The 24,345-nt window shown below is 54.6% G+C and carries 24 protein-coding genes; 8 read left to right on the top strand and 16 right to left on the bottom strand.

The window, feature by feature from the left end; genetic code table 11:
• Window positions 1-4: 4 nt before the first annotated feature.
• The gene (gene mdoH, locus L2W48_RS02845; protein ID WP_236099088.1) at window positions 5-2,119 is read left to right on the top strand and encodes a glucans biosynthesis glucosyltransferase MdoH; all 2,115 of its coding nucleotides are present in this window, start codon (window positions 5-7) and stop codon (window positions 2,117-2,119) included.
• 45 nt (window positions 2,120-2,164) lie between these two features.
• Here the strand turns inward: mdoH and L2W48_RS02840 are convergent, their stop codons facing one another.
• The 3 genes from L2W48_RS02840 to L2W48_RS02830 form a co-directional block, all read right to left on the bottom strand.
• On the bottom strand, window positions 2,165-2,899 hold the full coding sequence (locus tag L2W48_RS02840; protein WP_005660013.1) for an HNH endonuclease: 735 nt from the start codon (window positions 2,897-2,899) through the stop codon (window positions 2,165-2,167).
• Window positions 2,887-4,230: an AAA family ATPase gene (locus L2W48_RS02835; protein WP_236099087.1), complete on the bottom strand. Its 1,344-nt coding sequence runs from the start codon at window positions 4,228-4,230 to the stop codon at window positions 2,887-2,889. The genes L2W48_RS02840 and L2W48_RS02835 overlap by 13 nt, the downstream gene beginning before the upstream one ends.
• A 94-nt stretch (window positions 4,231-4,324) precedes the next feature.
• A complete protein-coding gene (locus tag L2W48_RS02830; RefSeq protein ID WP_236099086.1) occupies window positions 4,325-5,026 on the bottom strand; it encodes a DNA-3-methyladenine glycosylase in 702 nt (233 codons plus the stop codon).
• 34 nt (window positions 5,027-5,060) lie between these two features.
• On the opposite strand from L2W48_RS02830, the gene L2W48_RS02825 reads away from it, so the two are divergent.
• The 7 genes from L2W48_RS02825 to L2W48_RS02795 all read left to right on the top strand — a co-directional run bounded on the left by L2W48_RS02825 (window position 5,061) and on the right by L2W48_RS02795 (window position 12,182).
• Window positions 5,061-6,146 (top strand): ABC transporter substrate-binding protein, encoded by a 1,086-nt coding sequence (locus L2W48_RS02825; protein ID WP_236099085.1) that lies wholly within the window; start codon window positions 5,061-5,063, stop codon window positions 6,144-6,146.
• A 72-nt stretch (window positions 6,147-6,218) separates the two neighbouring features.
• The gene (locus L2W48_RS02820) at window positions 6,219-7,055 is read left to right on the top strand and encodes an ABC transporter permease (RefSeq protein WP_236099084.1); all 837 of its coding nucleotides are present in this window, start codon (window positions 6,219-6,221) and stop codon (window positions 7,053-7,055) included.
• On the top strand, window positions 7,034-7,822 hold the full coding sequence (locus L2W48_RS02815) for an ABC transporter ATP-binding protein (RefSeq protein ID WP_236099083.1): 789 nt from the start codon (window positions 7,034-7,036) through the stop codon (window positions 7,820-7,822). Before L2W48_RS02820 ends, L2W48_RS02815 begins: the two co-directional genes overlap by 22 nt.
• Window positions 7,823-7,866: 44 nt before the next feature.
• Window positions 7,867-8,241, top strand: coding sequence for a PH domain-containing protein (locus tag L2W48_RS02810; protein WP_236099082.1), 375 nt, complete (start codon window positions 7,867-7,869; stop codon window positions 8,239-8,241).
• Between the two features lie 289 nt (window positions 8,242-8,530).
• Complete coding sequence (locus L2W48_RS02805) at window positions 8,531-9,829, top strand: NRAMP family divalent metal transporter (protein WP_236099081.1); 1,299 nt, start codon at window positions 8,531-8,533, stop codon at window positions 9,827-9,829.
• A gap of 211 nt (window positions 9,830-10,040) precedes the next feature.
• Entirely contained in the window at window positions 10,041-10,991 is a 951-nt protein-coding gene (locus L2W48_RS02800; RefSeq protein ID WP_236099080.1) for a dihydrodipicolinate synthase family protein, read from the top strand.
• Window positions 10,992-11,183: 192 nt separating this feature from the next.
• A complete protein-coding gene (locus L2W48_RS02795; protein WP_236099079.1) occupies window positions 11,184-12,182 on the top strand; it encodes a LacI family DNA-binding transcriptional regulator in 999 nt (332 codons plus the stop codon).
• A 69-nt stretch (window positions 12,183-12,251) separates the two neighbouring features.
• On the opposite strand, the gene L2W48_RS02790 is transcribed toward L2W48_RS02795, so the two are convergent.
• From L2W48_RS02790 to L2W48_RS02730, 13 genes are all read right to left on the bottom strand, one after another.
• On the bottom strand, window positions 12,252-12,596 hold the full coding sequence (locus tag L2W48_RS02790; protein WP_236099078.1) for a hypothetical protein: 345 nt from the start codon (window positions 12,594-12,596) through the stop codon (window positions 12,252-12,254).
• Window positions 12,597-12,644: 48 nt separating this feature from the next.
• A complete protein-coding gene (locus L2W48_RS02785) occupies window positions 12,645-13,655 on the bottom strand; it encodes a helix-turn-helix transcriptional regulator (protein ID WP_236099077.1) in 1,011 nt (336 codons plus the stop codon).
• A gap of 64 nt (window positions 13,656-13,719) precedes the next feature.
• The gene (locus L2W48_RS02780) at window positions 13,720-14,700 is read right to left on the bottom strand and encodes a helix-turn-helix transcriptional regulator (protein WP_236116496.1); all 981 of its coding nucleotides are present in this window, start codon (window positions 14,698-14,700) and stop codon (window positions 13,720-13,722) included.
• Between the two features lie 32 nt (window positions 14,701-14,732).
• On the bottom strand, window positions 14,733-15,074 hold the full coding sequence (locus L2W48_RS02775; RefSeq protein ID WP_236099075.1) for a hypothetical protein: 342 nt from the start codon (window positions 15,072-15,074) through the stop codon (window positions 14,733-14,735).
• A gap of 168 nt (window positions 15,075-15,242) precedes the next feature.
• Window positions 15,243-15,974: an ABC transporter ATP-binding protein gene (locus L2W48_RS02770; RefSeq protein ID WP_040382398.1), complete on the bottom strand. Its 732-nt coding sequence runs from the start codon at window positions 15,972-15,974 to the stop codon at window positions 15,243-15,245.
• A complete protein-coding gene (locus L2W48_RS02765) occupies window positions 15,971-16,741 on the bottom strand; it encodes an ABC transporter ATP-binding protein (RefSeq protein WP_005659993.1) in 771 nt (256 codons plus the stop codon). The genes L2W48_RS02770 and L2W48_RS02765 overlap by 4 nt, the downstream gene beginning before the upstream one ends.
• Window positions 16,738-17,598, bottom strand: a complete 861-nt coding sequence (locus L2W48_RS02760; RefSeq protein ID WP_005659991.1) for a branched-chain amino acid ABC transporter permease — start codon at window positions 17,596-17,598, stop codon at window positions 16,738-16,740. The genes L2W48_RS02765 and L2W48_RS02760 overlap by 4 nt, the downstream gene beginning before the upstream one ends.
• A 2-nt stretch (window positions 17,599-17,600) precedes the next feature.
• Complete coding sequence (locus tag L2W48_RS02755; RefSeq protein ID WP_236099074.1) at window positions 17,601-18,482, bottom strand: branched-chain amino acid ABC transporter permease; 882 nt, start codon at window positions 18,480-18,482, stop codon at window positions 17,601-17,603.
• A gap of 87 nt (window positions 18,483-18,569) precedes the next feature.
• On the bottom strand, window positions 18,570-19,721 hold the full coding sequence (locus tag L2W48_RS02750) for an ABC transporter substrate-binding protein (RefSeq protein WP_005659987.1): 1,152 nt from the start codon (window positions 19,719-19,721) through the stop codon (window positions 18,570-18,572).
• A gap of 184 nt (window positions 19,722-19,905) precedes the next feature.
• On the bottom strand, window positions 19,906-21,081 hold the full coding sequence (locus L2W48_RS02745; protein WP_236099073.1) for a SpoIIE family protein phosphatase: 1,176 nt from the start codon (window positions 21,079-21,081) through the stop codon (window positions 19,906-19,908).
• Window positions 21,078-22,838 carry a [Fe-Fe] hydrogenase large subunit C-terminal domain-containing protein gene (locus L2W48_RS02740; protein WP_005659983.1) on the bottom strand — a complete coding sequence of 587 codons (1,761 nt, stop codon included), beginning with the start codon at window positions 22,836-22,838 and terminating at the stop codon, window positions 21,078-21,080. The genes L2W48_RS02745 and L2W48_RS02740 overlap by 4 nt, the downstream gene beginning before the upstream one ends.
• Window positions 22,835-23,092 carry a (2Fe-2S) ferredoxin domain-containing protein gene (locus tag L2W48_RS02735; protein ID WP_005659981.1) on the bottom strand — a complete coding sequence of 86 codons (258 nt, stop codon included), beginning with the start codon at window positions 23,090-23,092 and terminating at the stop codon, window positions 22,835-22,837. Before L2W48_RS02735 ends, L2W48_RS02740 begins: the two co-directional genes overlap by 4 nt.
• Before the next feature lie 38 nt (window positions 23,093-23,130).
• A complete protein-coding gene (locus tag L2W48_RS02730) occupies window positions 23,131-24,303 on the bottom strand; it encodes a MalY/PatB family protein (RefSeq protein WP_005659979.1) in 1,173 nt (390 codons plus the stop codon).
• Window positions 24,304-24,345 lie beyond the last annotated feature (42 nt).

The raw sequence follows: 24,345 nt of genomic DNA, 5'->3' as shown, positions 1-24,345 counted from the left end.
GCCGATGTCGATTAAGAAGTTTTCGCAGAGCCTCTGGTATCGTAGTGCCGCATGGAGGAGGGCCCTTCTGCTGGCCCTTATACTGTTCCCGACCGCGGCGGCCTGTCGCACCATGGCCTCGGTGCTTCCGTCGAAGGGAGGGACCCCCCTGGAGGTGTTGCTGTTGATCCTCTTCGGGGTCCTCTTCGCTTGGATCTCCGTCGGTTTCTGGACCGCCTTCATGGGATTCGTCCTGCTTTTGGCTGGAAAGAACCGTTATTCTCCCTCCAACCACTGCCGGGGACGAGATTTGTCCATAGCCGACGTCTCCGCCCGGACCGCCGTCCTCATCCCGGTCTACAACGAGGACGTCAAGAAGGTCATGGCCGGTCTGGAGGCTGTCTACGACTCCCTTGAAAGGACCGGTTCGTCCGACCGTTTCGATTTCTTCGTCCTGAGCGACAGCACCGATCCGGACGTATGGGTCGAGGAGGAGGCGGCATGGCACCGTTTTTGCAGTGACAGGGACTGTTTCGGCAGGGTGTTCTACAGAAAGAGGCGAAGCAACGCCAAACGCAAGAGCGGCAATATAGCCGATTTCTGCCGTCGATGGGGAAAAAACTACCGCTACATGATAGTCTTCGACGCCGACAGCGTCATGGCCGGGAGAACCATGGTTCGGATGGTCCAGATAATGGAGGATCGTCCGGACATAGGCATACTTCAGACCCCTCCCGCCGGAGTTAACAGGGAGACCTTCATCGCCAGAGCCCAGCAGTTCGCCAACAGGGTCTACGGGCCCATGTTCGCCGCCGGGATACACTTCTGGCAGCTGGGAGACGGTCAGTACTGGGGGCACAACGCCATAATAAGGGTGGAGCCCTTCACGAGGCACTGTCAGCTTCCGAGGTTGTCCGGAAAGGGGGCTTTGAGCGGCGACATACTGAGCCACGACTTCGTGGAGTCCGCCCTCATGAGAAGGGCCGGTTACGGTGTGTGGCTGGCTTACGATCTGGACGGAAGCTACGAGGAGACCCCACCAACCCTGTTGGACGAGCTCAAGAGGGATCGACGGTGGTGTCAGGGTAACCTCCAGCATATGAGGTTGATGTTCACCAGGGGGTTCTTCCCGACCCACAGGGCCCTGTTTCTGAACGGGGTTCTGTCCTACGGATCCGCCCTGTTGTGGCTGATCTTTCTCCTCATAAGCTCGGTGCAGGCTCTGGCGGAGGTCGTACTGGAGCCAAGCTATTTCCTGGAGACCAAGACCCTATTTCCCCAGTGGCCGGTCTGGCATCCCCATTGGGCCCTGGCTCTGCTGGGTTCGACGGCGGTGCTTCTGTTTCTGCCGAAGCTGCTCAGCTTTTCGTTGGTGCTGTTGAAGGATCCCGGAGCCTCTTCCTTCGGAGGAAGAGGCAAGCTCGCCGGTGGAATATTGGTAGAGGTTCTGCTGTCCACCCTGTTGGCTCCCATAAGGATGATCCACCACAGCCTATTCGTGATCGGAACCCTGCTGGGAAAGGACGTCGGATGGGGAACCCAGTCCAGGGACGATCGAGGAACCGCCTGGGTCGATGCGGCGTCGGTCCACTGGTGGTCGACCCTTCTAGGGATCGTTTGGGGAGGGCTGCTGTATCTGGTCAATCCGTCGTTTTTCCCCTGGATTTCCCCTATAGTCCTGTCTCTGGCCTTTTCGGTCCCACTCTCCGTCTTCACCAGCAGGGTCTCGGTCGGCAGATCTCTCAGACGATTAGGTCTTTTGGTGATCCCCGAGGAGATTCGGCTTCCCCGAGAGCTGGCGGAGGTGAAGGACCATCTCGACGGAGACAGGCCTCCCTACAGTCCGTTTTCGCTGTCGGAAAGGCAGGGTTTTCTCAGGGCCGTCACCGATCCCAGGGTTCACGGCCTCCATGTTTCACTGCTTGAGTCCTGTGGCCATGAGGGAAAGAGGATAAGGCCCGATAGGCTTCCCCTGGTGGATAGGGCCATCGCCGAGGGCCCAGGCTCCCTTGGCTCCGGGGATAAGATGGAGCTTCTCAAGGATCCCGCCGCCCTGGCGGAGCTTCACCGCCGGGTATGGACCCTGGAGGATGACCTGAAGGCCTCCGAATGGGGAATAGGGTTCAGTCCTGAGGGGTGATTTTTAAAAGACCGGCCCGATGGATGATTCTACCTGTCGGGTCGGTCAGCATAGTCCGCCTTCTCGGTGTATAGGCTTCATGTTATCGTCGAAACAGCCCTTACACGTACCGTTAAAACCGTCGATCAATCGTCGACACATGTCCTCGTCGTTCTGAAATACCGTCATCCAAATGCTCCAGCGTCCATTTGATTTAGCTAAGTCGACGATTATGTTCCTAAATGTTTCGTCATTGCTTGGTTCGATTTTCTTTAACTGATCTCTTTTTCTTGTCGCCATATCCCAAGTTTCTTTTCTGTGGAGCCATCTACGATCAGAAGCCTCCCACCTGTATATAGGTTCATCCGACGGGGTTTTATCCAGTCCTACCAGTTGAATTAGCTTTTCCGCTTTTTCAATTATGTTCAATGGCATGTCTTGGTTGGGAGATACCAAACCGCCTTCAGAGTATTCAATCGCCATGAAGGTGTTGTCTCGGTCAGGCCAGAGACATTTCTCTCTAGAAACTTCCTGATTCGATTTCGTCGAGTTGCAGTTGGTGCAGGCGAGCAAGAGGTTATCCCAATCAAGCTCCCGCCTTTTACCTTCCTCTTCGGATGTCTCCGTCGCTTTTTTGGGCAAGACGTGTTCTACAGCCAGAGAGGTGTTTAATTTTGTCTCGCAGTATGAGCAGTATTCTCCGATCCTCTGTATTAGGTGTCCTCTGGCATAGCCATACTTTTTTAACTCGATAGGTTTGCCCTTTTCTTTTGGACGCTTTCCTCTAACTACCGGTCGCATTTTTTGTCTTCCCGTTTTTCCTCTTCGGATGTGACTCCGGCGGCTATCCGTTCCGCTTCCAGAAAGGCGTAGTAGGCCACGTTTTCGCTGAACGGGGCTGCTAGGCGATCGAGCTTTTCTTTAAGCTCTTTTTTCCTTGTTTCATCGGCGTCTCGGGCCTCTCGTAATGTTTTATAGTATTCTTTTGCAACATCGTACATCTTCTGATATCTCTCGCTTCTTTGAGGAATGTCGACCCCCATTATATCCTCGACTATGTCCTCTATAGACCTGTTGGAGTATGGAGCGGTCGTGCCAGGTGAGGCCTGTTCCCCGGTGTCGCAGGTTCTTTCTGCTTTTTCTTCGGTTGCTTCCAAATCTATGACCTGTCCTGGCTCAAGGGACTGTATTATAAACGGCGAATGGGTGGTGGCTATGAACTGAATCTCCGGGAACGCTTCCTGAAGGTCGGATACGACCCGCCTCTGCCACTTGGGATGTAGGTGCAGGTCTATCTCGTCAATCAACACGATGCCTTTCGTCCTTGTGGCGGCTTCTTCCTCTAGATGGGGGTTAAGCCTGGAGGCTCGATGGGCTATGTCTGCCACCATCGCCACCATGTTACGGTAACCGTCGGAAAGATGATCGAAAGGCATGGCACCCTCGTCTGTCACGATGATAAGCTCGTCTCTTTCTACGTCGTGGTAGAAATCGCTGGAGTTAGGAATACATTGGAGCACGGCGTCTCGAACGGCCTGGATGCCTTTGAAACTGCTTTTTTTCTGAAGCTCCGCCAGCGTCAGTTTCTTGAACCATTCTTCAAAGGCCTTCTGATCCGACTTGGGATCGAGGCAGAATCTGTAAGCGTCCAATCGAGATCCAGGTTTTCCCGTCTTCACGTTCCTGCGTATATCCCATAGACGTCCTGAGCCGTAATACAGATAAAGAGGCAGATCGATGGCCTCCCCCTTAACCGCTTTTTTTCGGTCTTGAGTTCCTATGGAGACGATATTCTTGGCTTTTCCCCCTCTGTCTCCCATTTCTCTGATCCAATCTATGGTTTCGTTCCGGATCGTCGACCGGGCCTGTATAAACACGTCGTCCTGTGGTTCAAGGTTGAACTGCCCACCGAGCTCTACGGACAACAGGCGGGCGTCGTCTTTTTTAACGGTACTTTGGCCGGTTTTTATTTTTGAGCCCTGAAAGTAGGTCCCTAACATGACGGCTATAGCATCCAGGATGGTCGTCTTTCCTTTTCCGTTCTCCCCTACAAGAATGGTCATCTTGGGGTGAAAACAAAAATGAGCCTTTTCGTAACGTCTGAAATTGTTTAGGGTCAAGTTGATCAACATGGCAACCATCTCCTTTTTCTAGAGAGAAGGATATCATTTTTCTTCTTTTCGACCTAGTAGTAAGGATCATATATCGAATTCGACTTTTAAATTTTTACCTAGGTCCGAAGGTGTTTTTCGGAAGCGACTGGTAGGGCACGGCGGAGCGGTCCTTCACGCTGACCCAAGGGCAGTCCTTAAGATACATCCTCCACGGAACCGTGGCATATGGTCCGGCGTAGGCCACACCGACCCTGGGGGCCGCCAGGATCCGGTCGTCTCCGATCGGATTTCCCTTCATTATCGTGAGGGGCGACGAGGGGTCGGTCAGGTCGATTCCGTACAGCTCGGAGGTGACCGCCAGAGCGGAGCACAGCTTCCCTGGGCCGTCGCAGAGCCTTTTCATGGGCTGATTTCTCCGACGGGTCATGACGTCGATCCCCTCGATGGGTTCCAGAGCCCTTATCAGCACAGCGTCCGGCGTTCCCTCCGGCCCTGTCACGGCGCACAGCTGATGGTGCATGCCGTAGACGAAGAATATATAGGCCCTCCCTCCGGGACCGAACATGGCCTCGGTGCGGGGGGTCCTCTTCATGGGCCAGGCGTGGCAAGCTCTGTCGTATGCACCGATGTAAGGCTCCACCTCCACTATCCTTCCGGCCGTAGGCTCTCCCCCAGCGAAGCTCATCAGCAGGGATCCCAGAAGCTCTCTGGCAACGGTGAAACAGGATCTTTCGTAGAAGTTTACGTCTAACGGAGAAAAACACGTCTCCGGGTTTTGACCGAAGCAAGAATACACATTATAATCTTTTCGCATAACAATCACCTCGTGTCGGGAAGGAGCTTTTAGTGTGAAAAAATTTGTGGTTCTTTGTCTGTCGGTGTTACTTGGTCTGGCTGCCCTGTCCCCCTCCATGGCTGCCGAAGTTCCAACTGTGAGGGTGAGCTACATCTTCACCACCCATCACGAACCCTTCATGGTGGCTATGTCGAAATGCGAAGGGCTCAAGGATCAGGGTATCTGGCTGGAGCAGGTAGTTCCCAAGGAGAAATACGATCTCTTCGTAGACGGAGAGAAGGTCGCCAGGCTCAACGTCGTTGTTGCCAAGAGCGGATCGGAGACGGCGGTTCTCTTCGCTCAGAAACATATCGATCTCGGAATGGGATCTCTGCCGGCCATGATGACCGCCAGGGACAAGGGAACCCCCGTCAAGGTGCTTTGCCCTCTTCACGCCGACGGAATAGGGCTCGTGGTGCCTTCAAACAGTCCCTACGGTTCGTGGGATGAGTTTTTGGACGCCTTGAGGAACTCGGATAAACCGATAAAGGTTGGATATCATTCCCCTACCAGCGCTCCCAGGATAATATTCGAAAGCGCCATGTTCGACAACGATATCTCCGTGACCCAGAAGATGGGAGAGGACGCCGACGTATTTCTGGTGGATCTCAAGTCCACATCCAACCTTATCCCCGCCCTTACGAGTGGACAGGTGGACGCCTGGGTAGGCCCCGATCCCTTCCCCGAGATGGCCGCTTTCAGAGGGGCAGGCAAGGTCCTTATGGACCTGAGGGATCTTCCTCCGGCAGGCAAGTGGTCCAACTTCCCCTGCTGCGTGGTGGCAGCCAGGGAGGAGACCATCGCCTCGGACGGACCTGTGGTCAAGGCCTTCGTCGATCTCATGACCAAGACCTGTTCATGGTGCAACGACAACAAGGAAGAGGCCGCCACGTTGGGAGCCGGATGGATCGGCATACCGGCGGAGGCCGCCAAGAAGTCGACCATAGTCTACACCACCGATCCCTCGGAGAACTGGATAACCGGAGCGGGAGTATTCATGACCTATCTGGACAAGATGGGCAAGTTCAAGGGCTCGTTCGCCGGAAAACGGCTTGAGGACGTCCAGGAGGGACTCTTCGATTTCTCCTTCGTGAGATAAGTCCATTCGATATACGACGATCCCCTTCGGCTTTTTTGCCGAGGGGGCTTTTTTTGAAAGGGGTTTCTGCGGATGATACGTTCTGGTGGGGCTCTGTTCGCTCCCATGGTGGTTCCTTTTATCTTTCTCGTTTTATGGAACGTGGTGGCGGTGCAGGTCGGAAACGACCTGATTCTTCCGGGGTTGAGGGAGGTAGGAACCCTTCTGTTCCATCCCGGTACCGACGTCATAAGCATGGGATCCATGGCAGGAAACGTCGCCGTGAGTCTTGTGAGGGTTCTCGTAGGGTACTCTCTTGCCGTTGTAGTGGCGATCCCTCTGGGATTGATCATGGGGGCCTCCAAAAGAATCTACGGTCTCTTGAACATGTTCCTCGGCCTGTTCAGGCCTATTCCTCCTCTGGCCTGGGTTCCTCTGGTGCTTGCCTGGTTCGGAGTGGCCAGCTTCGCCACCTTGGTCGGGATCGAGGAGGGGCAGTGGTATATATGGCTCAACAACCTCAAGCTTTCTATGTTGTTCATCATATTCATAGGGGCGTTCTACCCCGTTCTCAGCAACACCATATACGGGGTTTCCAACGTTCCGAAGATATTGGTGGAGTCGTCCAGGGTTTTGGGCGCCTCCGAGAGGGACCTTTTCGTAAAGGTGCTTCTTCCCGCCGCCGCTCCTTCCATCGTGACGGGAATGAGAGTGGGGCTGGGGGTGGCCTGGATGTGTCTCGTTTCGGCGGAGATGCTGCCAGGAAGCCTTTCCGGGGTGGGGTATCTCATAACCCACGCCTACACCGTGGCTAGGACCGACGTGGTCGTGGCAGGCATGGTGAGCATCGGTCTGGTCGGAGCCTTTATGGATTGGGGTTTCAGAGTCGTGGAGGCCCGGTGTTTCGGATGGCAGAGGCTGTCGAGATGACCGTTCCGGTTATATCGGTGTCTTCGCTGGAGAAGACCTTCGTGACCGAAAAGGGAGATCTGGTCAAGGCTCTGGCTCCGGTCGATCTGGAGGTGAAGTCGAACGAGTTCATATGCATAGTGGGCCCCTCCGGATGCGGCAAGTCGACCATGCTGAGGATACTTGCCGGACTGGAGACCCCTACTGGCGGTGAGGCCCGCTATATGAGTTATGAGATATCCGGTCCCGGCAGGGAGCGGGGCATGGTTTTCCAGGAATACTCCCTCCTTCCCTGGCGCACCGTGGCGGGGAATCTGGGCCTTGGGCCCGAGCTTGCAGGGGAGAAGCCCGAATCATACGGAGGATTGGTCGAGGAATATCTCGAACTCGTAGGGCTTTCGGATTTCGCCGACGCCTATCCCTACGAGCTTTCCGGCGGCATGAGGCAGAGGGCCGCCATCGCCAGGGCACTGGTTAACAACCCCGAGGTCCTGCTGATGGACGAGCCCTTCGGTGCTCTGGACGCCCATACCAGGATACTGCTCCAGGGCGAGCTGTTGAGGATATGGGAGACCCACAGGAAGACCGTTCTCTTCGTGACCCACAGCGTCGACGAGGCGGTCTCTCTGGCTGACAGGATAGTCGTCATGTCAGCCAGGCCCGGTAGGATCAGGGAGATCATCACGGTCCCTATAGAGAGGCCGAGGCGTCGTTCCGATCCCCGATTCGGCGAACTGGCCTACGAGGTGCTCTCCATGCTGGACCGAGAGGTGGGGTGCCGTTCCTGATATGGTATAGAATGGAACTATATTTCTTAGATCAGGAGGACGTCATGGGACTTATCAGAGGTTTGATGGGACACGCTACCGAGACCGATCTGGAAAAAGTTCGGGAGGAGTTCGCATCCATGTTGATCGAGGGCGAGGACGTTCAGGCGGCTTACAAGCTGGTCAGGGACATGTTCGTTTTCACCGACAAGAGGCTCATAGTCATGGATAAACAGGGTATGACCGGGAAAAAGATATCCTATCTGACCGTTCCATACGGCAGCATAGTCTGTTTCTCCAAGGAGAGCGCCGGCCATTTCGATCTGGACGCGGAGCTCAAGATCTGGGTCAGAGGGCAGGACATACCTCTTACCTACGAGTTCAAAAAGGATTCAAGCATAGAGGACATATATCGGATACTCGGCGCCGCCGTGCTGTAAAAACCTATCTGAAATAATAAAAGGGACCCCGGTTCGGGGTCCCTTTTATTATTTCAGCGGTTTTTGGAGAAATAACATGGCGTGCAACTTTTTGCGGAATAATCTTTTTTCTTTGACGAGGGGTCTCTTGCATGCTATAAAACCTGTAGTTATCTGCAAACGTTTGCGTATTTTTAAGGTTTATGTGCGTTTTTGGTACGGAGATGTCGGCTGAGTGGCTGTCCTATGTGCGTAAAAGCAGGGATATCCGAAAATATGACTTAAGTAGCCCGAAAGGAGTTGAAATATCTTGAATCAGGATACGCATTCTTCCTCCGCAGTCACGACAGGAGAAGATAAGATTGGATATCTTTCATTCTTGGAGATTATAAGACGGGTGGGGCCCGGTATAGTGCTTACTGGGGTGGTTATAGGCCCAGGAGCGATAACGATGGCGTCTATGCTTGGAGCTCAATACGGATATTCCCTTCTATGGCTTTTGATACCCATCGCTTTTATGGGAATAACCTTCATGTTGGCTTCTTATAGAATATCATTAACGACTGGCATGCCTATAATTCATGCCATTAGACATTATTACGGAGATTCTGCCGCTAAGTTCGTAGGAGCAGCGACTTTCCTAGCCTGTACGTTTTTTACAATGGGGAACATTTCCGGAACTGGTGCAGGGATGAATCTTCTTTTTGGATTGGACTGGAAACTTGGTTCGCTGATAATGATGAGTTTAATGGTTTATTGTTATTTTTCTAAAAACGTATACTCAAAGATCGAAAAAATCGTCTCAGTTTGTATCTTAGGGATGATATGTGCTTTTTATGCCACTCTTTTTGGAACCAGGGGGTTTTCTCCGGCTTATGCCGTCCATGGTTTGACTCATTGGGCCTTTCCTGCCGGAAGCTTGGTGATGGCGCTGGCTTTTATAAGCACTAATGCATCGATTATGACGGGGATATACGGTACATACCTAGGGAACGAAAAAAAATGGAAACGTGCAGACCTATCCAACGGAGTAATGTTGGCCGATGCTTCGGCCCATGTCATAGGGGTTGTTCTGATAGATGCTGCCATAATATTAGTAGGCGCTATAGTTCTGCATCCTGCTGGAAAGACATTGACCCATCCCGCCCAGATGGCGGATATGCTGATACCGATAATGGGGGATTTTGCCAGATTCGTCATGGGGATCGCTCTTTTAGGGGCGGCGTTTTCGTCATTGCTAGGCAATACTCAGCGAACTGTCGTGCTTTTGAATGCCGGTTTTGACAAACCTACCGGCCTGGATGACAAAAACATACGCTGGGAATCTTTAGTAGTTCTCTTGGTTGCCGCTTTGATTTGCTATGGTTACGGAGGTTCTCCGGTTCAATTGATCTATTTATCAAACGTAGCCACGGCTATAGCTACCCCTGTTGCAGGGTTATTCATATGTATGATCCTATGGCGTAGCGACGTGGCTCCCGAGATGGCTCCACCTCGGTTTTTACGGGTATCAATGGGAATAAGCTATTGTTTTTGTCTTGTGTTGACGGCATTTGCTTTGATAAATGTGGTTCCCAAGTTTGTTAATTCCCTGTCCCTGGCTTTTTGATTTTTCTCTTCTCCCCTTTTTTAACGTGTGGGGAGATCTATTTACCCTTAGGATGCAATATTTTGTAATATGTGTCACCTCTTATTGACAAACTCTCCGATGGGAATATAGACTTGACTTGTGCAAACGTTTGTATATTTTAGGCCTTGAGTTTTTGGATCGGTGTAAGCTGAATTTGAAAGTGTCGTTAGGGCACAAGGAGGTTTCTTTGATGAGCAAAACGAAGAGCATAAACTGGAAGACGATTTTTCCCGCTATATGTATACCCTTGACGGATGATTACGGTATCGACGAACCTGAGTTGCGCAAATACGTTCGCTGGTTGGCCTCTTTTGACGAGATCGGCGGTCTTGTCTGCAACGGCCATACCGGAGAGATCACGTCTTTGACCAGATCGGAGAGAAAACGGGTGGTCGAGATCGTATCGGACGAGGTTGGCGATCGGGTGATGATAATCTCTGGCATAAACTGCGAGAATACGGCGGAGTCCATAGAGATGGCTAAGGAAGTCAAGGAGGCAGGCGCAGATGGAATTCTCCTGATGCCTCCGCATATGTGGCTTCGTTTCGGGATGAACCCCGATGCGCCCTTTGAATACGTCAAGGATGTCGCCGAAGGCGCCGACATCGATGTCATCGTCCACCTTTACCCAGCCACGTCTAAGGCTTTCTACCCCGTGGAGACACTGGTTAAGATGGCAAACGAGATAGAGCACGTGAAATGCATAAAGATGGGTACCAGGGTGACCGCCCTTTATGAACACGATATCAGAGTCATGCGGGAAAAGGCTCCTGAATGTTCTCTAATAACCTGTCACGACGAGACGCTGCTGACCTCCATGTTCCCGGGAGTGGACGGAGCTTTGATAGGTTTTGCTGGGTGTATCCCAGAGCTCATAACAGAAGCCTGGAAAGCGATGAAGGCAGGGAATTTCAAAAAAATTCGAGAGTACGATGATAGGATACATCCAATTTCTCAGGCCATATACGGTGGAGGACAGCCTTCTGGTGAGGCTCACGCTCGTATGAAGGAAGCCTTGGTCCAGAGGGGGATATTCAAATCCGCTCTCATGCGCAAGCCTGTTCTGCCCTTGTCGGACGAGGAAAAAGCCTGGGTCAAGGACGGGGTGGAGAAAAGCGGCTGCGGGAAGGTGTCTTTCTAAGTACCTCTAAAAAATAACATTCTGGTGAGTCTAAATTAGCCTCCGTCGACGTTTCGTATGGCCTCCTCCTATGCTATAGGGAACCTTCTGTGGTCGCTCCCTTTGTGCAGGAGGAGGCTTTTGATAACCTCACATATATGTTTAAATAGAGCTGCCGTACACACGGTAGAATATGCAAAGGAGTCGATTAGAATGGCTACCCTCAAGGATGTTGCCAAGCTAGCCTGCGTCGATGTCAGCACGGCATCCAGGGCTTTGAACGACTCTCCATGCGTGCATCCAGATACGAAGGCCCGAGTGTACGAAGCGGTTAAGAAGCTGAGCTATCATCCCAATTTGCTTGCCAAGGGGCTTCGCCAGGGGAAGCGTCATACCATTGGTGTGTTGGTTCCTACCATAAATCTGTCGGTTTTCGCGGAAATATCCCAGGGAATAGAGATGGAAGCCCGCAGATTGGGGTACGAGACTGTGATATGCAACACCATGGACGATCCCGCCGCCGAAAAGGAATGCCTTAACCGGCTTAGAAGTAGCTTTCAGGACGGTCTATTGATAGCTCCTACCGGAAGTAACTCCAAGTTGATCCGCGATATAAAAGAGAGCGGGATCTCGGTTGTTCAGATAGTAAGAAGGCAGGACGATCATATAAGCAGTGTTGTCTCCGATTATCGAGAAAGTGGTTTCAAGGGAGCGAAATACCTGGTAGGCAGAGGCTGTCGCCATATCGGTCTGATCGATGGTTCCATGAAGATAATCCCCTATCGAGAGAGGTACGACGGGTATAAAGAGGCCATGGCGGAACTCGGGTACGAGGAGAACTTTGTCGAGTCTCCGGTAGTTCGAGGTGATTACTTTAAGGACGGCTACGACGGCACGAATATCCTTTTGGACGGAAACCCCGACCTCGATGGAATTCTGGCGGCTGCCGACATGCACGGGATAGGTGCTATACGGGCTCTTAAGGACCGTGGAATTCCATTTCCCGAAAAGATCAAGATAATGAGTCTGTCAGGGCATTCCATTGGAGGAATGTTGGAGACGACCATGACATCTATGGAGATGCCCTCCGTAGCTATGGGCAAGAAATCGGTTCAGATTCTAATAGACGAAATGGACGGCCCGGCAGAGGCCGTTCCTTCCAAGCAGCATGTGATGTTTCACTTTTCCCTAGTTGAAAGGGAGACTACCTGATCTTTTCCAAAAAGGCTGGCCCGGGATCGAGGAAACACCTCGATCCCGGGCCAGCCTTTTAACTCGATGTCAGAAAAAAGCCCTTGAGATAAGCGGTGCCACCTTAACTCCCAGTATAACGAACAGGGCTATCACGGCCGTCTCCACCCCGGCCCTGGGGCTCACCGATCCCATAACCAGAGCAGCTCCCAAATCGGTCAGAACGCACACCGCCAGAGCTCCCCAGACGCCGAATTTGCCGAACACCAAAACCATCAACATCAACAGAGGTACGGAAAACAGCGTCCCGATCAGGACGGTCTTCATCATCGACAGGCTTTCCTGTCCCGATATGACGTGCATCATTCCGGCCATCCTGGGACACACCACGAATAGGCCGAAGGCCAGAGAGCCGAGCAGCAGCTCCTTTCCCATGTCAATCACCGTCTTTCCACGAGATGACACGATTTTACTCTCAAAAAGTTAGTCCTGCAATACTTTTGCTTCCGTTTTTTTCTGCAATCGGTTAAGCAGCTTTTCCACCTGATCCGCCAGTTTCATGGGGCTTTCGACGGTCACGAAGGGCGCGCTGGCCAGGACCCACCTTGCCACCGATCCCAGGGCGTTTTCGTGGATTCTGACCGTCATGGTGGATGAGCCGTCGTCTTTTTGATCGAAGGTCTGGCTGGGATGCCAGGATGTCTCCGGTATAACCCGAGATAGAGGTGGATCTATCCTGAGCTTAACGTCCACCTCTTCTCCGCCTCTGTAGGCGTACCAGCATGAGGACGCGTAGTCGGAAAGACCCTGATTTTCCGGAGAGCTTTTATAGGCGGTGTCGGGCCACAGTAGGGCCTTGTCTATTCGGGATATGCGGTATGTTGCTCCTTGGGGCAGTTTGGGATGGCTTCCCCATAGGTACCAGGCGTGGGCCTGGAAAAAGACTCCCCAGGGAGATACGAACCTGTCTCTGTCGTCGGGGTTATCGTCGTAGGGCGATCGATAGGAAAAGCGGACCGGTTTTTCCTCCTGTATCGCCTTTATCAGAAGGTGGAAGGTTCTGGGATCCATGGACGACACCGGGGTGGAGACTACCGAGGCCAGACCGAGAGCCTCGCCCCTTCGGACCAGGTCTGGAGGCAATATGGATGCCATCTTGGCCCAGAGGTCCTTCAGGTCCTCTTCCATATGGGGAAGGAAATGGGAGGCCATCTTGATACCGGCCGCCAGTCCCTCTATCTGGGATTCCCTCAGCCGTATCTGTAGCACGAAGGTTCCTCTGTTCTTTAGGCTGTACGAATCGGAGGACGGATCGTATAGGATGTCGGCTCCGAACTCGTTTCTGAGATAGCTGAGGTCTCTCTGTAAAGTCCTGGCGGAGACAGACTCGGCGGTTCCCCTGATCTCCTTTCCCGGGAGTACCGTGCGGGAGCAGAGTTTCTCCATTATGGAGTTCAGCCTTTTTATCCTGTTTGATCCGATCTCTTTGGGCATCGATAAGGTCCTTTCCGTTCTGTGTTCAAGCATATATGTTACTATTTTAGCCTTTTACGGAGGATCAGTCTCCCGCCTCCCCCAGATCGGTGAGATCTTGGTAGTCTCTGTCCATATTTCGCCTCAAACCGCACAACATTCTCTCAACCTTGTTCACCAGTCTTTCCGGCGATTGTGGCACGGCCAGAGGGGCTCTCGCCATTATCCATCGGGCCACCGTCTCCAGGGCGTTGGACCCGACAGTGGCTTCTAGAAGAACCGCGTCTCTGGACAGGCGGGTTATCCTCTGTGTAGGGTGCCACAGCGTGGCGTTGACCACAGAGGAAAGTGGCGGCAGAACCAGTATGCTCACCTGGTGTTGACTCGTTCCGGGAGGGCCGGTCCAGCAAGCGGAACATAAAATACCTTCGTCGGGAGGAGTGGCGTAATTATCCCTATCCCATACGATCAGGGATTTTATCTCGTGGAGGGGGTAGGTATATCCCTCGGGACGGTCGTCGTGGCTGCCCCACAGGTACCAGTAGTCGCCCTGAAAGAAAAGTTCCCAGGGCGATACGATCAGATCGTCGGTCTCGACGGTGGAGCAGACCAGTCTGACCGTTCTTTTGGTCCTGATGGACTCGACGAGACTCTCGAAGATTCTCGGGTCCAGCGAAGTTATCGGTAGGGCCAATACGGATGCCTCTCCTATAGCCTCTCCCTTCTGGGCCAGTTCCTCTGGAAGCACCGCCTTGATCCTGCTCCATAGTGACGTCATCTCGTCCTTCAGATAGGGAAGGACATGAGCGGCCATCCTGATGCCCGCCATGAGTCCCATCACCTCCCTTTCGCTTACCGGGAAGGTCGGCACGAACGATCCCCTGTTCTCTAAGCGGTAACTTTTTTTCCAAGGGTCGTAGACTATGTTTGCACAGTGTTCGGTTCGCAGGAACTGAAGATCCCTCTCGAATGTTCTCCTTGTGTTTGCGCAGGAGGCCTCCATCAACGCATCTCCGTCGACCTCTCTGTGGAAGAGAAGCTGTCTCATTATGTTGTTCAGCCTCACGGCTCTGGCGGAAGATGTGCTTTTACCCATCTTTAAGGGGTCTGCCCGGCTATACGCCTCACGGTTCTGGATATCCTGCTGCAACGTTCTCTTATCCTATCCGAGCTCGTCTCCGAAAGGTTGGAGCGGCAGTTCCTGATGGCTATCTCGACCAGTAGCTCCATGGTCTCTGTCTCCATCAATATTTGCCCCGAGTCCGACGGAATGTCTCCGGACATCCATTTGCGGAAGTACTCTATCTTATGGTCTATCTTAGATTTTATGACGCCACTGAGCGGACCCTTCGTGGAGTCCATATCTCGGGAGAGTTCGGATAGTTCATTTATTATCTTTTTCTTGATGGAAGGATCGAGAAATTGAGTTGTACGATTCACGTTCTTCCCTCCTTTAATAGGTGTCGTCTACACTACTGTACCCATTAGGTGCGACAAGATAGGTCGGAGGGACCGTAAAAAAATTTTTTTAAGCGAAAAGAGCCGAAAGACCCATGTGCGTGGGGTTTTCGGCTCTTTTTATAGCGCTTATCGATTTTTATGCTGGTTTCAGTGATGACCCGTTCCCAAGTAGGCGGCCTCGACCTCCGGATTGGCCAGGAGTTCCTTCGACGGTCCCTCCATGATTACCCTTCCGGTCTGAAGGACGTAGGCCCTGTGGGACAGCATGAGAGCCTGTCTGGCGTTCTGTTCCACCAACAGGATGGTCATGCCACCCTCGTTTATCGTCTTGAGTTCCTTGAAAATGTCCTTTATCACTATGGGAGCCAGTCCCAGTGACGGTTCGTCCAGCAGGAGCACCCTTGGGGTCGACATGAGGGCCCTTCCTATGGCCAGCATCTGCTGTTCCCCGCCGGAGAGGGTTCCAGCGTACTGTTGCCGTCTTTCCTCCAGCCTGGGGAATAGCTCGAAGACATGGGCCAGGGTTCGGTGTATCTCCAGTCTGTCCTGTCTGGGAAAGGCGCCCATCATGAGGTTTTCCTCAACCGTCAGGGGTGCGAATACCTTTCGTCCCTCCGGAGAGAGGGACACTCCCTGGTGAACAACCTGAAAGCTTTTGCTGGAGAGAGGCTTGCCATCCAGGGATACCTCTCCGGCCTGTCTGGCCACGTCGCCCATAATGGCGTTCATCAAGGTGGATTTTCCGGCGCCGTTGGCCCCTATGACAGAGACGATCTCTCCCTCGTAAACGTCCAGGTCCACTCCTAGCAGCGCCTTTATGGCTCCGTAGCTTACCTCAAGTCCCCTGACCGAAAGAAGCGGTTTCTTGCCGTCCATCATTCCACCTCCTCGCCGAGATAGGCCTTGAGGACCTCCGGGTTGCCCTGTATCTCCTCCGGCGGTCCCTCTGCTATGACGGCACCGAAGTTCAGGCAGACCACGTGAGGACATATCTCCATCACCAGCTCCATGTGGTGCTCTATGACCAGTATGGTGAGGTCGAACTCCTTGTGTATGCCGACGATAAGGCCGTTCAGGGCCTGGACCTCCTCCGGGTTCATTCCCGCCGCCGGTTCGTCCAGCAGAAGAAGCTCGGGTCTGAGGGCCAGTGCTCTGGCTATCTCCAGCCTTCTCTGGTGCCCGTATGGAAGGGTTCCGGCCATCCTGTCGGCGTCTTTGGCCAGGTTTACCTTTTCCAGGTATTCCATGGCCTCGTCCCGGATGGTCTTTTCCGTCTTCTTCCACCGCCCCAGATGGGTGGCCGCTTCGAGGAAGGAGTAGCGGTGGTGTCTCTGTCCGGCGGTCATGACGTTTTCCAGCACTGTGGAGCCCTTGAAGAGCCTCAGGTTCTGGAATGTCCTGGCTATTCCCAGTCCGACCGCGTCGCAGGTTCTCAGCCCGTTGATCTCCTTGCCGTTCGAGACGATATGTCCCGAATCAAGGGGATAGACGCCGGTTATCAGGTTGAATATGGTGGTCTTTCCCGCGCCGTTGGGGCCTATGAGCCCGGCCAGCTCCCCTTTTTCCAGGGAGAACGACACGTCCCTGACGGCGTGTACGCCTCCGAAGAACTTATTGAGGTTGTCCAGTTCGAGTATGGCGGTCATGAGCGATCACCGCCTCTCCTGAAAAGTCGTTTCAAAAGGCCTCCTATCTCGTGCTGTCCCATCATTCCTTCGGGACGGAGGACCATCACCAGAACCAGAACCAGACCGTAGATTAGCATCCTGTACTGGGATATAGGTCGGAACAGCTCGGTGACCATGGTTATGACCGTCGTTCCCAGGATACAGCCGCTCATGGAGCCCAGTCCTCCGAAGACCACCACGGCGGTCATCTCGGTGGACTTGAGCATGTCGAACATCATGGGCTGTATGAAGGATATGAACCCGGCGTAGAGCCCTCCGGCCAGTCCGCAGTATAGGGCCGATATGGACAGGCTGGCCACCCTTATCTTGGCCACGTCGAAGCCGAGAAGAGCCGCTGCGACGTGGTCGTCCCGACAGGCCTTGAGGGATCGGCCGAACCGTCCGTTTATAAGGCAGAACGCCACTATCGCCATAACTATGAAAAACGACAGTGCCACAGGCAGTGTGGTGAAGGTGTCTATTCCGGCCAGACCTCTGGCTCCGTTGGTCAGGCTCTGCCAGTTTTCCAGTATGAGCCTTATGGATTCCGCCAGACCTATGGAGGCTATGGCGTAGTAGTCTCCCATGAGCTTCAAGGTGGGAAGTCCTATGAGATAGCCCACTACCATGGCGACTATTCCACCGGCCAGAACCGCCGGGAGCCAGGCGATGCCGTAGTCCAGGGTAAGTATGGCGGTGGTGTAGGATCCCAGGGCCAGGTAAGCTGCGTGACCGAGGGTGAATATCCCGGTGAACCCCGTGAGGAGCGACACCCCCATGGCCGCTATGGCGTTTATGAGCAACAGTATGAAAATACCTTCGGCATACGCTGACATGGTTACACCTTCTCCTTGACGTCTTTGCCGAAGAGGCCGGTCGGACGGACTATGAGGGTTATGACAAGCAGCGAGAATACCACTAGGTCTCTGAGCTGACTGGAAAGGAAGCCTGCCGTGAGCATCTCCGCAAGTCCTAGGATCAGGCTGCCGACGACGGCTCCGGGAAGGGAACCCAGACCGCCTATGACCGCCGCCACGAAGGCCTTTATGGTGATCATACCCAGCTGGGGGTACAGAGTGTAGCGGACGGAGAGAAATATTCCTCCCACAGCCGCCAGAAGTCCGGCGACGAAGAAGACTATGGAGATCAGCTTGCTGGTGTTGACCCCCATCAATCCCGCGACCCTTAGATCGCAGGCCGCCGCCCTGATCGCCAGTCCCCACTTCGTCTTGGTGAGGAAGAGCTGAAGCCCCCCCAGAAAGACGAATGCCGTCACCAGCGATATCAGGTCCAGTGCGCTGGTGGTAGCGTTTCCGAAGAGATGAACCGGAGTGGTCGGTATGACCGGCGGCAGGGCTCTGAACCGTCCTCCCGCCACTATGACGAATATGTTCTCGATGACTATGTTCATGCCCATCGAGGCTATAAGAAGATAAAGGGTGACCGAGGTCCTCTCCCTAATGGGTTTATAGGTCAGTCTCTCGGTAGCTACGGCCGCGAAGCCAGCCCCTATGAGGGCTCCGAATCCGGCTACCCAGATGTTGAACCCCGCCGAGTTCAGGGCGAAATAACAGAGATAGCCACCTATGATAAGAAAACCGCCGTGGGCAAAGTTGGAAAACATAAGTATGGAATAAACCAGAGAATAGCCGACGGCTATGAGGGCGTAGATGGAGCCCAGGGAAAGACCGTTGATTATCTGTTGTATCAGCGTTGCCACATTCCCAGCCTCCTCTCGTGAGGTCTTTATGAAAAGGCGGGTGTGCTCCCGGCACACCCGCCTCGGGATAAGCTTATTTCGCCGTTTTTATTCGGGCTTGATCTTCTTGAAGAACTGTCCCTTGCCGTCCTTGGCTATCAGGACTATGCCGTCCTTGTTGAGGGGGTTGTGGAACTCGTCCATAGTGATGGTGGCATGGTGAAGCTGTAGGTCCTTGGTGTCGGCCAGGGCCTGGGCTATCTTCACCGAATCGGTCGAGTCGGCTCTGTCGATGGCGTCGAAGAGCCAGTACATGGCGTCGTATCCGAGGATGCCGTTGACGAATTCTTTGCACTCGTCGTTGTACTTGGCCTCGTAGTCCTCGAAGAACTTGGCCATGTTGGGGTCGCTGGGGGAGACGTGGTTGATCCAGTAGGAGTTCTCCATCGACTTGCCGGCGATCTCCCACATGAACTCGGCGTAGCCGTCGCCGCCGACGAATACCAGGTCGTCCATGCCGAGCTCTCTGGCCTGCTTCATTATGAGGGCCATCTCCTTGCCCATGTTGGGAAGGACGAGTACGTCGGCTCCGGCCTCGCGGATCTTTGTGAGCTGGGCCCGGAAGTCCACGTCCTGAGCGCCCTTGAATGCCTCGTCAGCGACGGTCTCTCCTCCGTACTCCTCGAAGCTCTTTATGAAGAACTCCCGAAGTCCCTGGGCGTAGTCGCTGGCTATGTCGTAGAGCACCGCGGCCTTGGTCTTGCCGAGTTCCTTGGCGGCGAACCAGGCTATGAGCTTGCCCTGATAGGGGTCGGTGAAGCATATTCTGAAGCTGTAGGGGCGAACCTTGCCCTTTCTGTCGACAGTTACCATCGGGTTGGTGGAGACGGTGCCGATCTGGGGAACCTCGGCCCTGTTGACCAGAGCCGCCGTGGCTATGTTTATGCCGCTGGCGTTGGCTCCGACTATGGCCGATACCTTGTCTTCCTCGAGAAGACGACGGACCGCGTTGACCGCGTCTTCCTGACGACCTCTGAAATCGTAGACGACCAGCTCGACCTTCCTGCCGTCGATGCCGCCCTTGGCGTTGATCTCGTCTACGGCCAACTGCGCCGTGTTCTTCTCGGTCTGACCGTATGCTGCCCAGTCGCCGGTCAGAGCTGCCAGATACCCTATCTTGACTGTTTCCTCCGCCATGGCTCCGGCTGCCATTGTGCAGCAAAGAGCGACGGCCATACAGAGAACAAATAATTTCCTCAAGTTTACTCTCTCCCCTTTCTGATGATAAAGATACTTCAGAGTTTCACATAAAATATTGTACCAGATCCAAGGGGTGAAACAAAGCTCCGAAGGCTGATATTTCAGAAAGTTAAGAGGGCTCTTTCGAAAAAGAGCCCTCCAGTCTTCAATTCGTTCTTTTTTTCAGTTCAGAAAACGGGTTTCGTCAAAAGTATCTTATGGAGACCTCCTTGAGGTGTTTCTCCTCCAGCACCGTCGCAATGCCCTTTACTATGTTGCGTCTTATCTCTATCTCCACCGGAAGGGTGGGATCCTGGTGGGCTTCGTTTATCCTGGTTCCCACCACGAAGTTTATTACGTCGTTGTCCAGCAGCAGCCTGGCCAGCTCGGCCGCGGGGTTGGTTTCCCTCAGGCCTCTCTGGCTCTCCAGTATCTTCTTGGCCTCGGTCAGTGTGAGTATTCCCTCGGTTATGAGGTCCACTCCCTCCATGGAGGACCGGGGCGGAACTCCGGGGGACCAGCTCTCGAGGTCGGTCTCTATGGACTTGCCCAGCCTGCGGCCCACTATCTCCGCCGTGGTTCCGCCGCATATCACCTTGGTTCCCTCGAAATCCTTCAACGCGGCGGCGTACTCTCCGTCTCTGTCCTTCGAGAAGGGAGGCCCCGTAAGCAGGATGAGATTTCTGGGCCTTCGAAAGTACATCACGGCGCAGGTCATGTCGTCGCCGCTTCTCCTGGACGGCTCCTTCGAGATGGCCTCCTCCATGACTCTGACCGCCAGATCTCCGGCGGATATGTCCGGTCTTCGCCTTACCGTCTTCAGCACGAAGGAGCGACACCCCTCCTCTCCCCAGCCCAGGGGGTGGGAGTAGGTGCCCATTCCGGACTGGGTTATGCCGTCGGACATGATTATTATGCGGTCCTCCGGCTTGGTCAGTATCTCGGACATCCTTATCTTCCTGTCGTTCCACCTCGGAGACTCGACCTCCCGGTACGACAGGGGAAGGACCTCGCCGTCCCGGATCACTATGGAGGACGGGTTGTCCATCTCTATCATCCTGGTCCATCCCTTCAGGACGCTGTCCACCACGGTGAAGGTGGCGTAGCTTATCTTCCTGACCTGGCAGATCGGAAGGGCCTCCATCATTATCTCCGCCGAGTGGAGGAAGTCCATGTCGCTGGCGGCGAAGCGGAGGGCCATAGTGGCCGTCATGGAGGAAAGTATGTTTGCCTTCACCCCGCTGCCCAGTCCGTCCGAGAGCACCGACAGCACCCGGTTTTTATCGGCCATGCGGTGGCTTAGAAAGGAGTCTCCGCAGATACACTGCCCCTCCTTGGCCCTCTGTGCCACGTCCACCTCCAGAAAGAGAGGCCCGTTCAAGAGGTTCGCCCCCTGGATTTAGGGTCCGGGTCGCTTTCCGATCCGTAACCCTCGGCGATGTCCCTGAGAAGTATCTCGGTGTCCGCCATGTGCTCTCCCAGGCGGCAGGCTATCTCCTGCACGGTCGCCAGGTTCTTCCTTATGACCTCGTTGGCCCTGTGGGCTATCTGGTCTCTTCGTATCTCTCGGCGGGTGACGTCCAGTATCACCGCTCCCACCGTCAGATGAGGCTCTATGGAGAATACCGTTATCTCGAAGAGTTTTTCCCCGGCCCTGAAATGGTCGTAGTGGACGTCCTCGTCGGTGTCCAGCACTCCCTCGACCAGATGGGCGAAGGCCGGGGCTATCCGGGCCAGTCTCGCTCCCTTGAGGCCGTCGGAAAGGTCGTAAAGGCTTTCCGTCTCGGGGCCCATCAGGTTGGCGAACCTCTCGTTGCACTCCACTATGCTCAGATCGTGGTCAACTATGACGACGCCGGAGGGCATGCTCCTGAGGAGGGCGTTGGCCTTCTTCTGGGCCTTCTTCCTCATGTAGGAAACGCACATGGTAACCTCCGCCCGTCCCAGCACTAGGGCCTTCGCCATGGCACGGCAGGTGTCGTAACCGCAGCCGCCGCAGTTCAGCTCGTCCTCCTCGGAGGTCTTGCCTATCATCCTGAGGGCCAGCTTTATCTGTTCCTCCGTCACGTTTCCCTCGTCCGATCCCTGAGGTAGGTAGGGCTCGTCCACCGGCACCGAGACCATGCGGGTAGGGGCCTTCTCCAGAGGTCCGGCGAAGTCCTTGACGTTCATCCATCTAGACAGGCTGGAATGGCTTTTCTGAGAGCCCGGGCCGTTGATGCACCCTCCCGGACAGGCCAGACACTCCATGAAAACCGGAACGGAAAAGCCCCTGGGATCTACCTTGTCCAGAGCCCTCTGAAGGGAGTTCATCCCGGATATGGTCAGGAAACGGACATCGGGAAACTCTCCCGATGCCTTTATGGTCTCTATCATTCCGCCCTCTATAGGATAGTGGGTCCCCTCGTCGGCCTTGATCGGGAAGAATTCCTCCGGCCCGTCCTCGATGCGATCCAGGTCTATGCCCTTCTCCTCCAGCCAGGACCTCAGGTCCTTGAACGTCAGGGAGCAGGCCAGAATGTCGCCGTGACCGTCGGCCTCGACCTTCTTGGCTATACAGGGACCGAAGAACACTATAGGGGCGTCCGGTCCGGCGGCCTGCCGGATCAGCTTGCAGTGGGCCAGAAGGGGCGACAGCACCGGGGTGAGGCATTTTGTAAGGTGGGGAAGATACCGTCTGACGTACTCCACCGCGCTGGGGCAGGCGGTGGACAGATACAACCCCGGTCCGGCGTCCCTGAGAAACTCCGCCAGAGAGGCCGTCACTTCCTGGGCTCCCAGGGCGGTCTCCCCGATCTCTGCGAAACCCAGGGCCTTCAGGGCACGGATCATCTTTCCCGGAGACACGTCGGGAAACTCGCCCACCCAGGATGGAGCTATGGAAACGTACACCGGTTTTCCCGATCTCAGAAGCCTCTCCGCCTCTGGCCTGTCGTCCCTTATCCTCTTCGCCCCTACCGGGCATATCTCGACGCATCTTCCGCAGAGGACGCAGTGGTCCGATATCTCCTGGGCGTGTCCGTTCTCGATCTTTATTGCCTTTACCGGACAGGCCCGGACGCACTTGTAGCAGTCCTGGCAGTCGTTTTTGACCGTGTATATGGGGAAAGTTTTGGGATCCGCGGCTACAGGGGTCATGGTTTAGATCCTCCTAGAAGGGTCTCCTCCAGGATGGAAAGGATATTTTCCCTCTTAACCCCGTTGAAAAGCCTTCCGTCCACGGTTATGTTGGGGCCTTTAAGGCATTCTCCCTCGCATCTGCTGCCCTTCAGCAGGACCTGGTCTTCCAGGTCGTTGTCCTTCAGAAAGGTCTTTATCTCCTGGAGGTTTTCTTGATTTCCTCTGGAGAAGCAGGAACTGCCCATGCAAATCACTATGGTGTGGCTGGTCACCGCCCGACTCCCCTTTCCCCTTATCGATCGGATTCCTTCTAGCTCAACGACCTAACTGCCGAGGCTATCTTTTTCAGCCCCTCTTGCAGTATGGACCTCGGAGTGGCGATATTCAACCTGGCGAAGCCCTCTCCCCCCTTGCCGAACATGGCCCCGCTGTTCATGGCCACCCCGGCGTTAATGAGAAACTCGTGCAGCTCCTCCGGAGACATGCTCAGGGCTCTGAAGTCCACCAGAGGCACGTAGGTTCCCTCGGGACGCACCAGCTTGACGGAGGGGATCTCCCTGGTGAGGAATTCCTCTATCATGTCCAGGCTGCCCTCCAGGTAGTCGAGCAGTTCGTCCAGCCAGGGACCGCCGTGTCTGTAGGCCGCCTCGAAGGCCGGTATGGACATGCAGGATCCGCCCCCGACGTGGACCGAATCCAGTACCGAGTTGAACTTCTCCCTCAGCTTCTCGTTCGGGATGACCACGGCCGAGGCCTTGAAGCCCGCTATGTTGAAGGTTTTGCTGGGAGCCATGAAGACGGCGCATTTTTCCTTTATCTCAGGGGAGACGGTAGCTATCGGACGGTGGACATGGCCTTTGTAGATCACGTCGCAGTGGATCTCGTCGCTCACAAGCACGACGTCGTGTTCGACGCAGAGATCCGCCACTGCTCTGAGCTCCTCCTCGGTCCAGACCCTGCCCGCCGGATTGTGGGGGTTGCACAGGATCATCATCCTCGCCCCGTCGAGCTTCTTCTCCAGGTCCTCCAGATCCATGGTGAAGCGGCCGTTTTCGTATTTAAGCGGACTGGTCAGGGGGGTCCTGGCGTTGAGCCGTATTTCCTCCTCGAAGTGATGGTACACTGGGGGCTGGATAACGACCTTGTCGCCCGGCTCGGTGAAGGCCATCAGGGAAAGGCCCATGGCGGTGACGATTCCGGGAGAATGGGTTATCCAGTCTTTCTCTATCTCCCAGCCGTGTCTCTTGCCGACCCAGTCTCTGAAGGCGTCGTACCAGCTGTCGGGATAGCGGGTGTAGCCGAATATGCCGTGTTCCACCCGGTCTCTGAGGGCGTCTATTATCTCCGAAGGGGCCTTGAAGTCCATGTCCGCAACCCAAAGAGGGGTGAGATCCCTGCTGCCGAAGGTGTCCTCGAGGCCGTCCCATTTCTCGCAGTCGGTGCCCCGTCGTTCTATGATTTCGTCGAAGTCGTATTTTTTCATCTTTTGTCAGCTCCTTTGATCCGTGGTGCCTTTCTCTTTGCC

This window comes from Dethiosulfovibrio russensis, assembly GCF_021568855.1.
Taxonomy (GTDB): domain Bacteria; phylum Synergistota; class Synergistia; order Synergistales; family Dethiosulfovibrionaceae; genus Dethiosulfovibrio; species Dethiosulfovibrio russensis.
Note: the sequence above shows the minus strand (reverse complement) of the source record. Positions and strands in the feature narration are given on the sequence as shown.

Bases quoted from the DNA above. Each gene is read 5' to 3' on its own strand.
- mdoH (WP_236099088.1), top strand. From the start codon at position 5: ATGTCGATTAAGAAGTTTTCGCAGAGCCTCTGGTATCGTAGTGCCGCA.
- L2W48_RS02840 (WP_005660013.1), bottom strand. From the start codon at position 2,899: ATGCGACCGGTAGTTAGAGGAAAGCGTCCAAAAGAAAAGGGCAAACCT.
- L2W48_RS02835 (WP_236099087.1), bottom strand. From the start codon at position 4,230: ATGTTGATCAACTTGACCCTAAACAATTTCAGACGTTACGAAAAGGCT.
- L2W48_RS02830 (WP_236099086.1), bottom strand. From the start codon at position 5,026: ATGCGAAAAGATTATAATGTGTATTCTTGCTTCGGTCAAAACCCGGAG.
- L2W48_RS02820 (WP_236099084.1), top strand. From the start codon at position 6,219: ATGATACGTTCTGGTGGGGCTCTGTTCGCTCCCATGGTGGTTCCTTTT.
- L2W48_RS02815 (WP_236099083.1), top strand. From the start codon at position 7,034: ATGGCAGAGGCTGTCGAGATGACCGTTCCGGTTATATCGGTGTCTTCG.
- L2W48_RS02810 (WP_236099082.1), top strand. From the start codon at position 7,867: ATGGGACTTATCAGAGGTTTGATGGGACACGCTACCGAGACCGATCTG.
- L2W48_RS02800 (WP_236099080.1), top strand. From the start codon at position 10,041: ATGAGCAAAACGAAGAGCATAAACTGGAAGACGATTTTTCCCGCTATA.
- L2W48_RS02795 (WP_236099079.1), top strand. From the start codon at position 11,184: ATGGCTACCCTCAAGGATGTTGCCAAGCTAGCCTGCGTCGATGTCAGC.
- L2W48_RS02790 (WP_236099078.1), bottom strand. From the start codon at position 12,596: ATGGGAAAGGAGCTGCTGCTCGGCTCTCTGGCCTTCGGCCTATTCGTG.
- L2W48_RS02785 (WP_236099077.1), bottom strand. From the start codon at position 13,655: ATGCCCAAAGAGATCGGATCAAACAGGATAAAAAGGCTGAACTCCATA.
- L2W48_RS02770 (WP_040382398.1), bottom strand. From the start codon at position 15,974: ATGATGGACGGCAAGAAACCGCTTCTTTCGGTCAGGGGACTTGAGGTA.
- L2W48_RS02765 (WP_005659993.1), bottom strand. From the start codon at position 16,741: ATGACCGCCATACTCGAACTGGACAACCTCAATAAGTTCTTCGGAGGC.
- L2W48_RS02760 (WP_005659991.1), bottom strand. From the start codon at position 17,598: ATGTCAGCGTATGCCGAAGGTATTTTCATACTGTTGCTCATAAACGCC.
- L2W48_RS02740 (WP_005659983.1), bottom strand. From the start codon at position 22,838: ATGACCCCTGTAGCCGCGGATCCCAAAACTTTCCCCATATACACGGTC.
- L2W48_RS02730 (WP_005659979.1), bottom strand. From the start codon at position 24,303: ATGAAAAAATACGACTTCGACGAAATCATAGAACGACGGGGCACCGAC.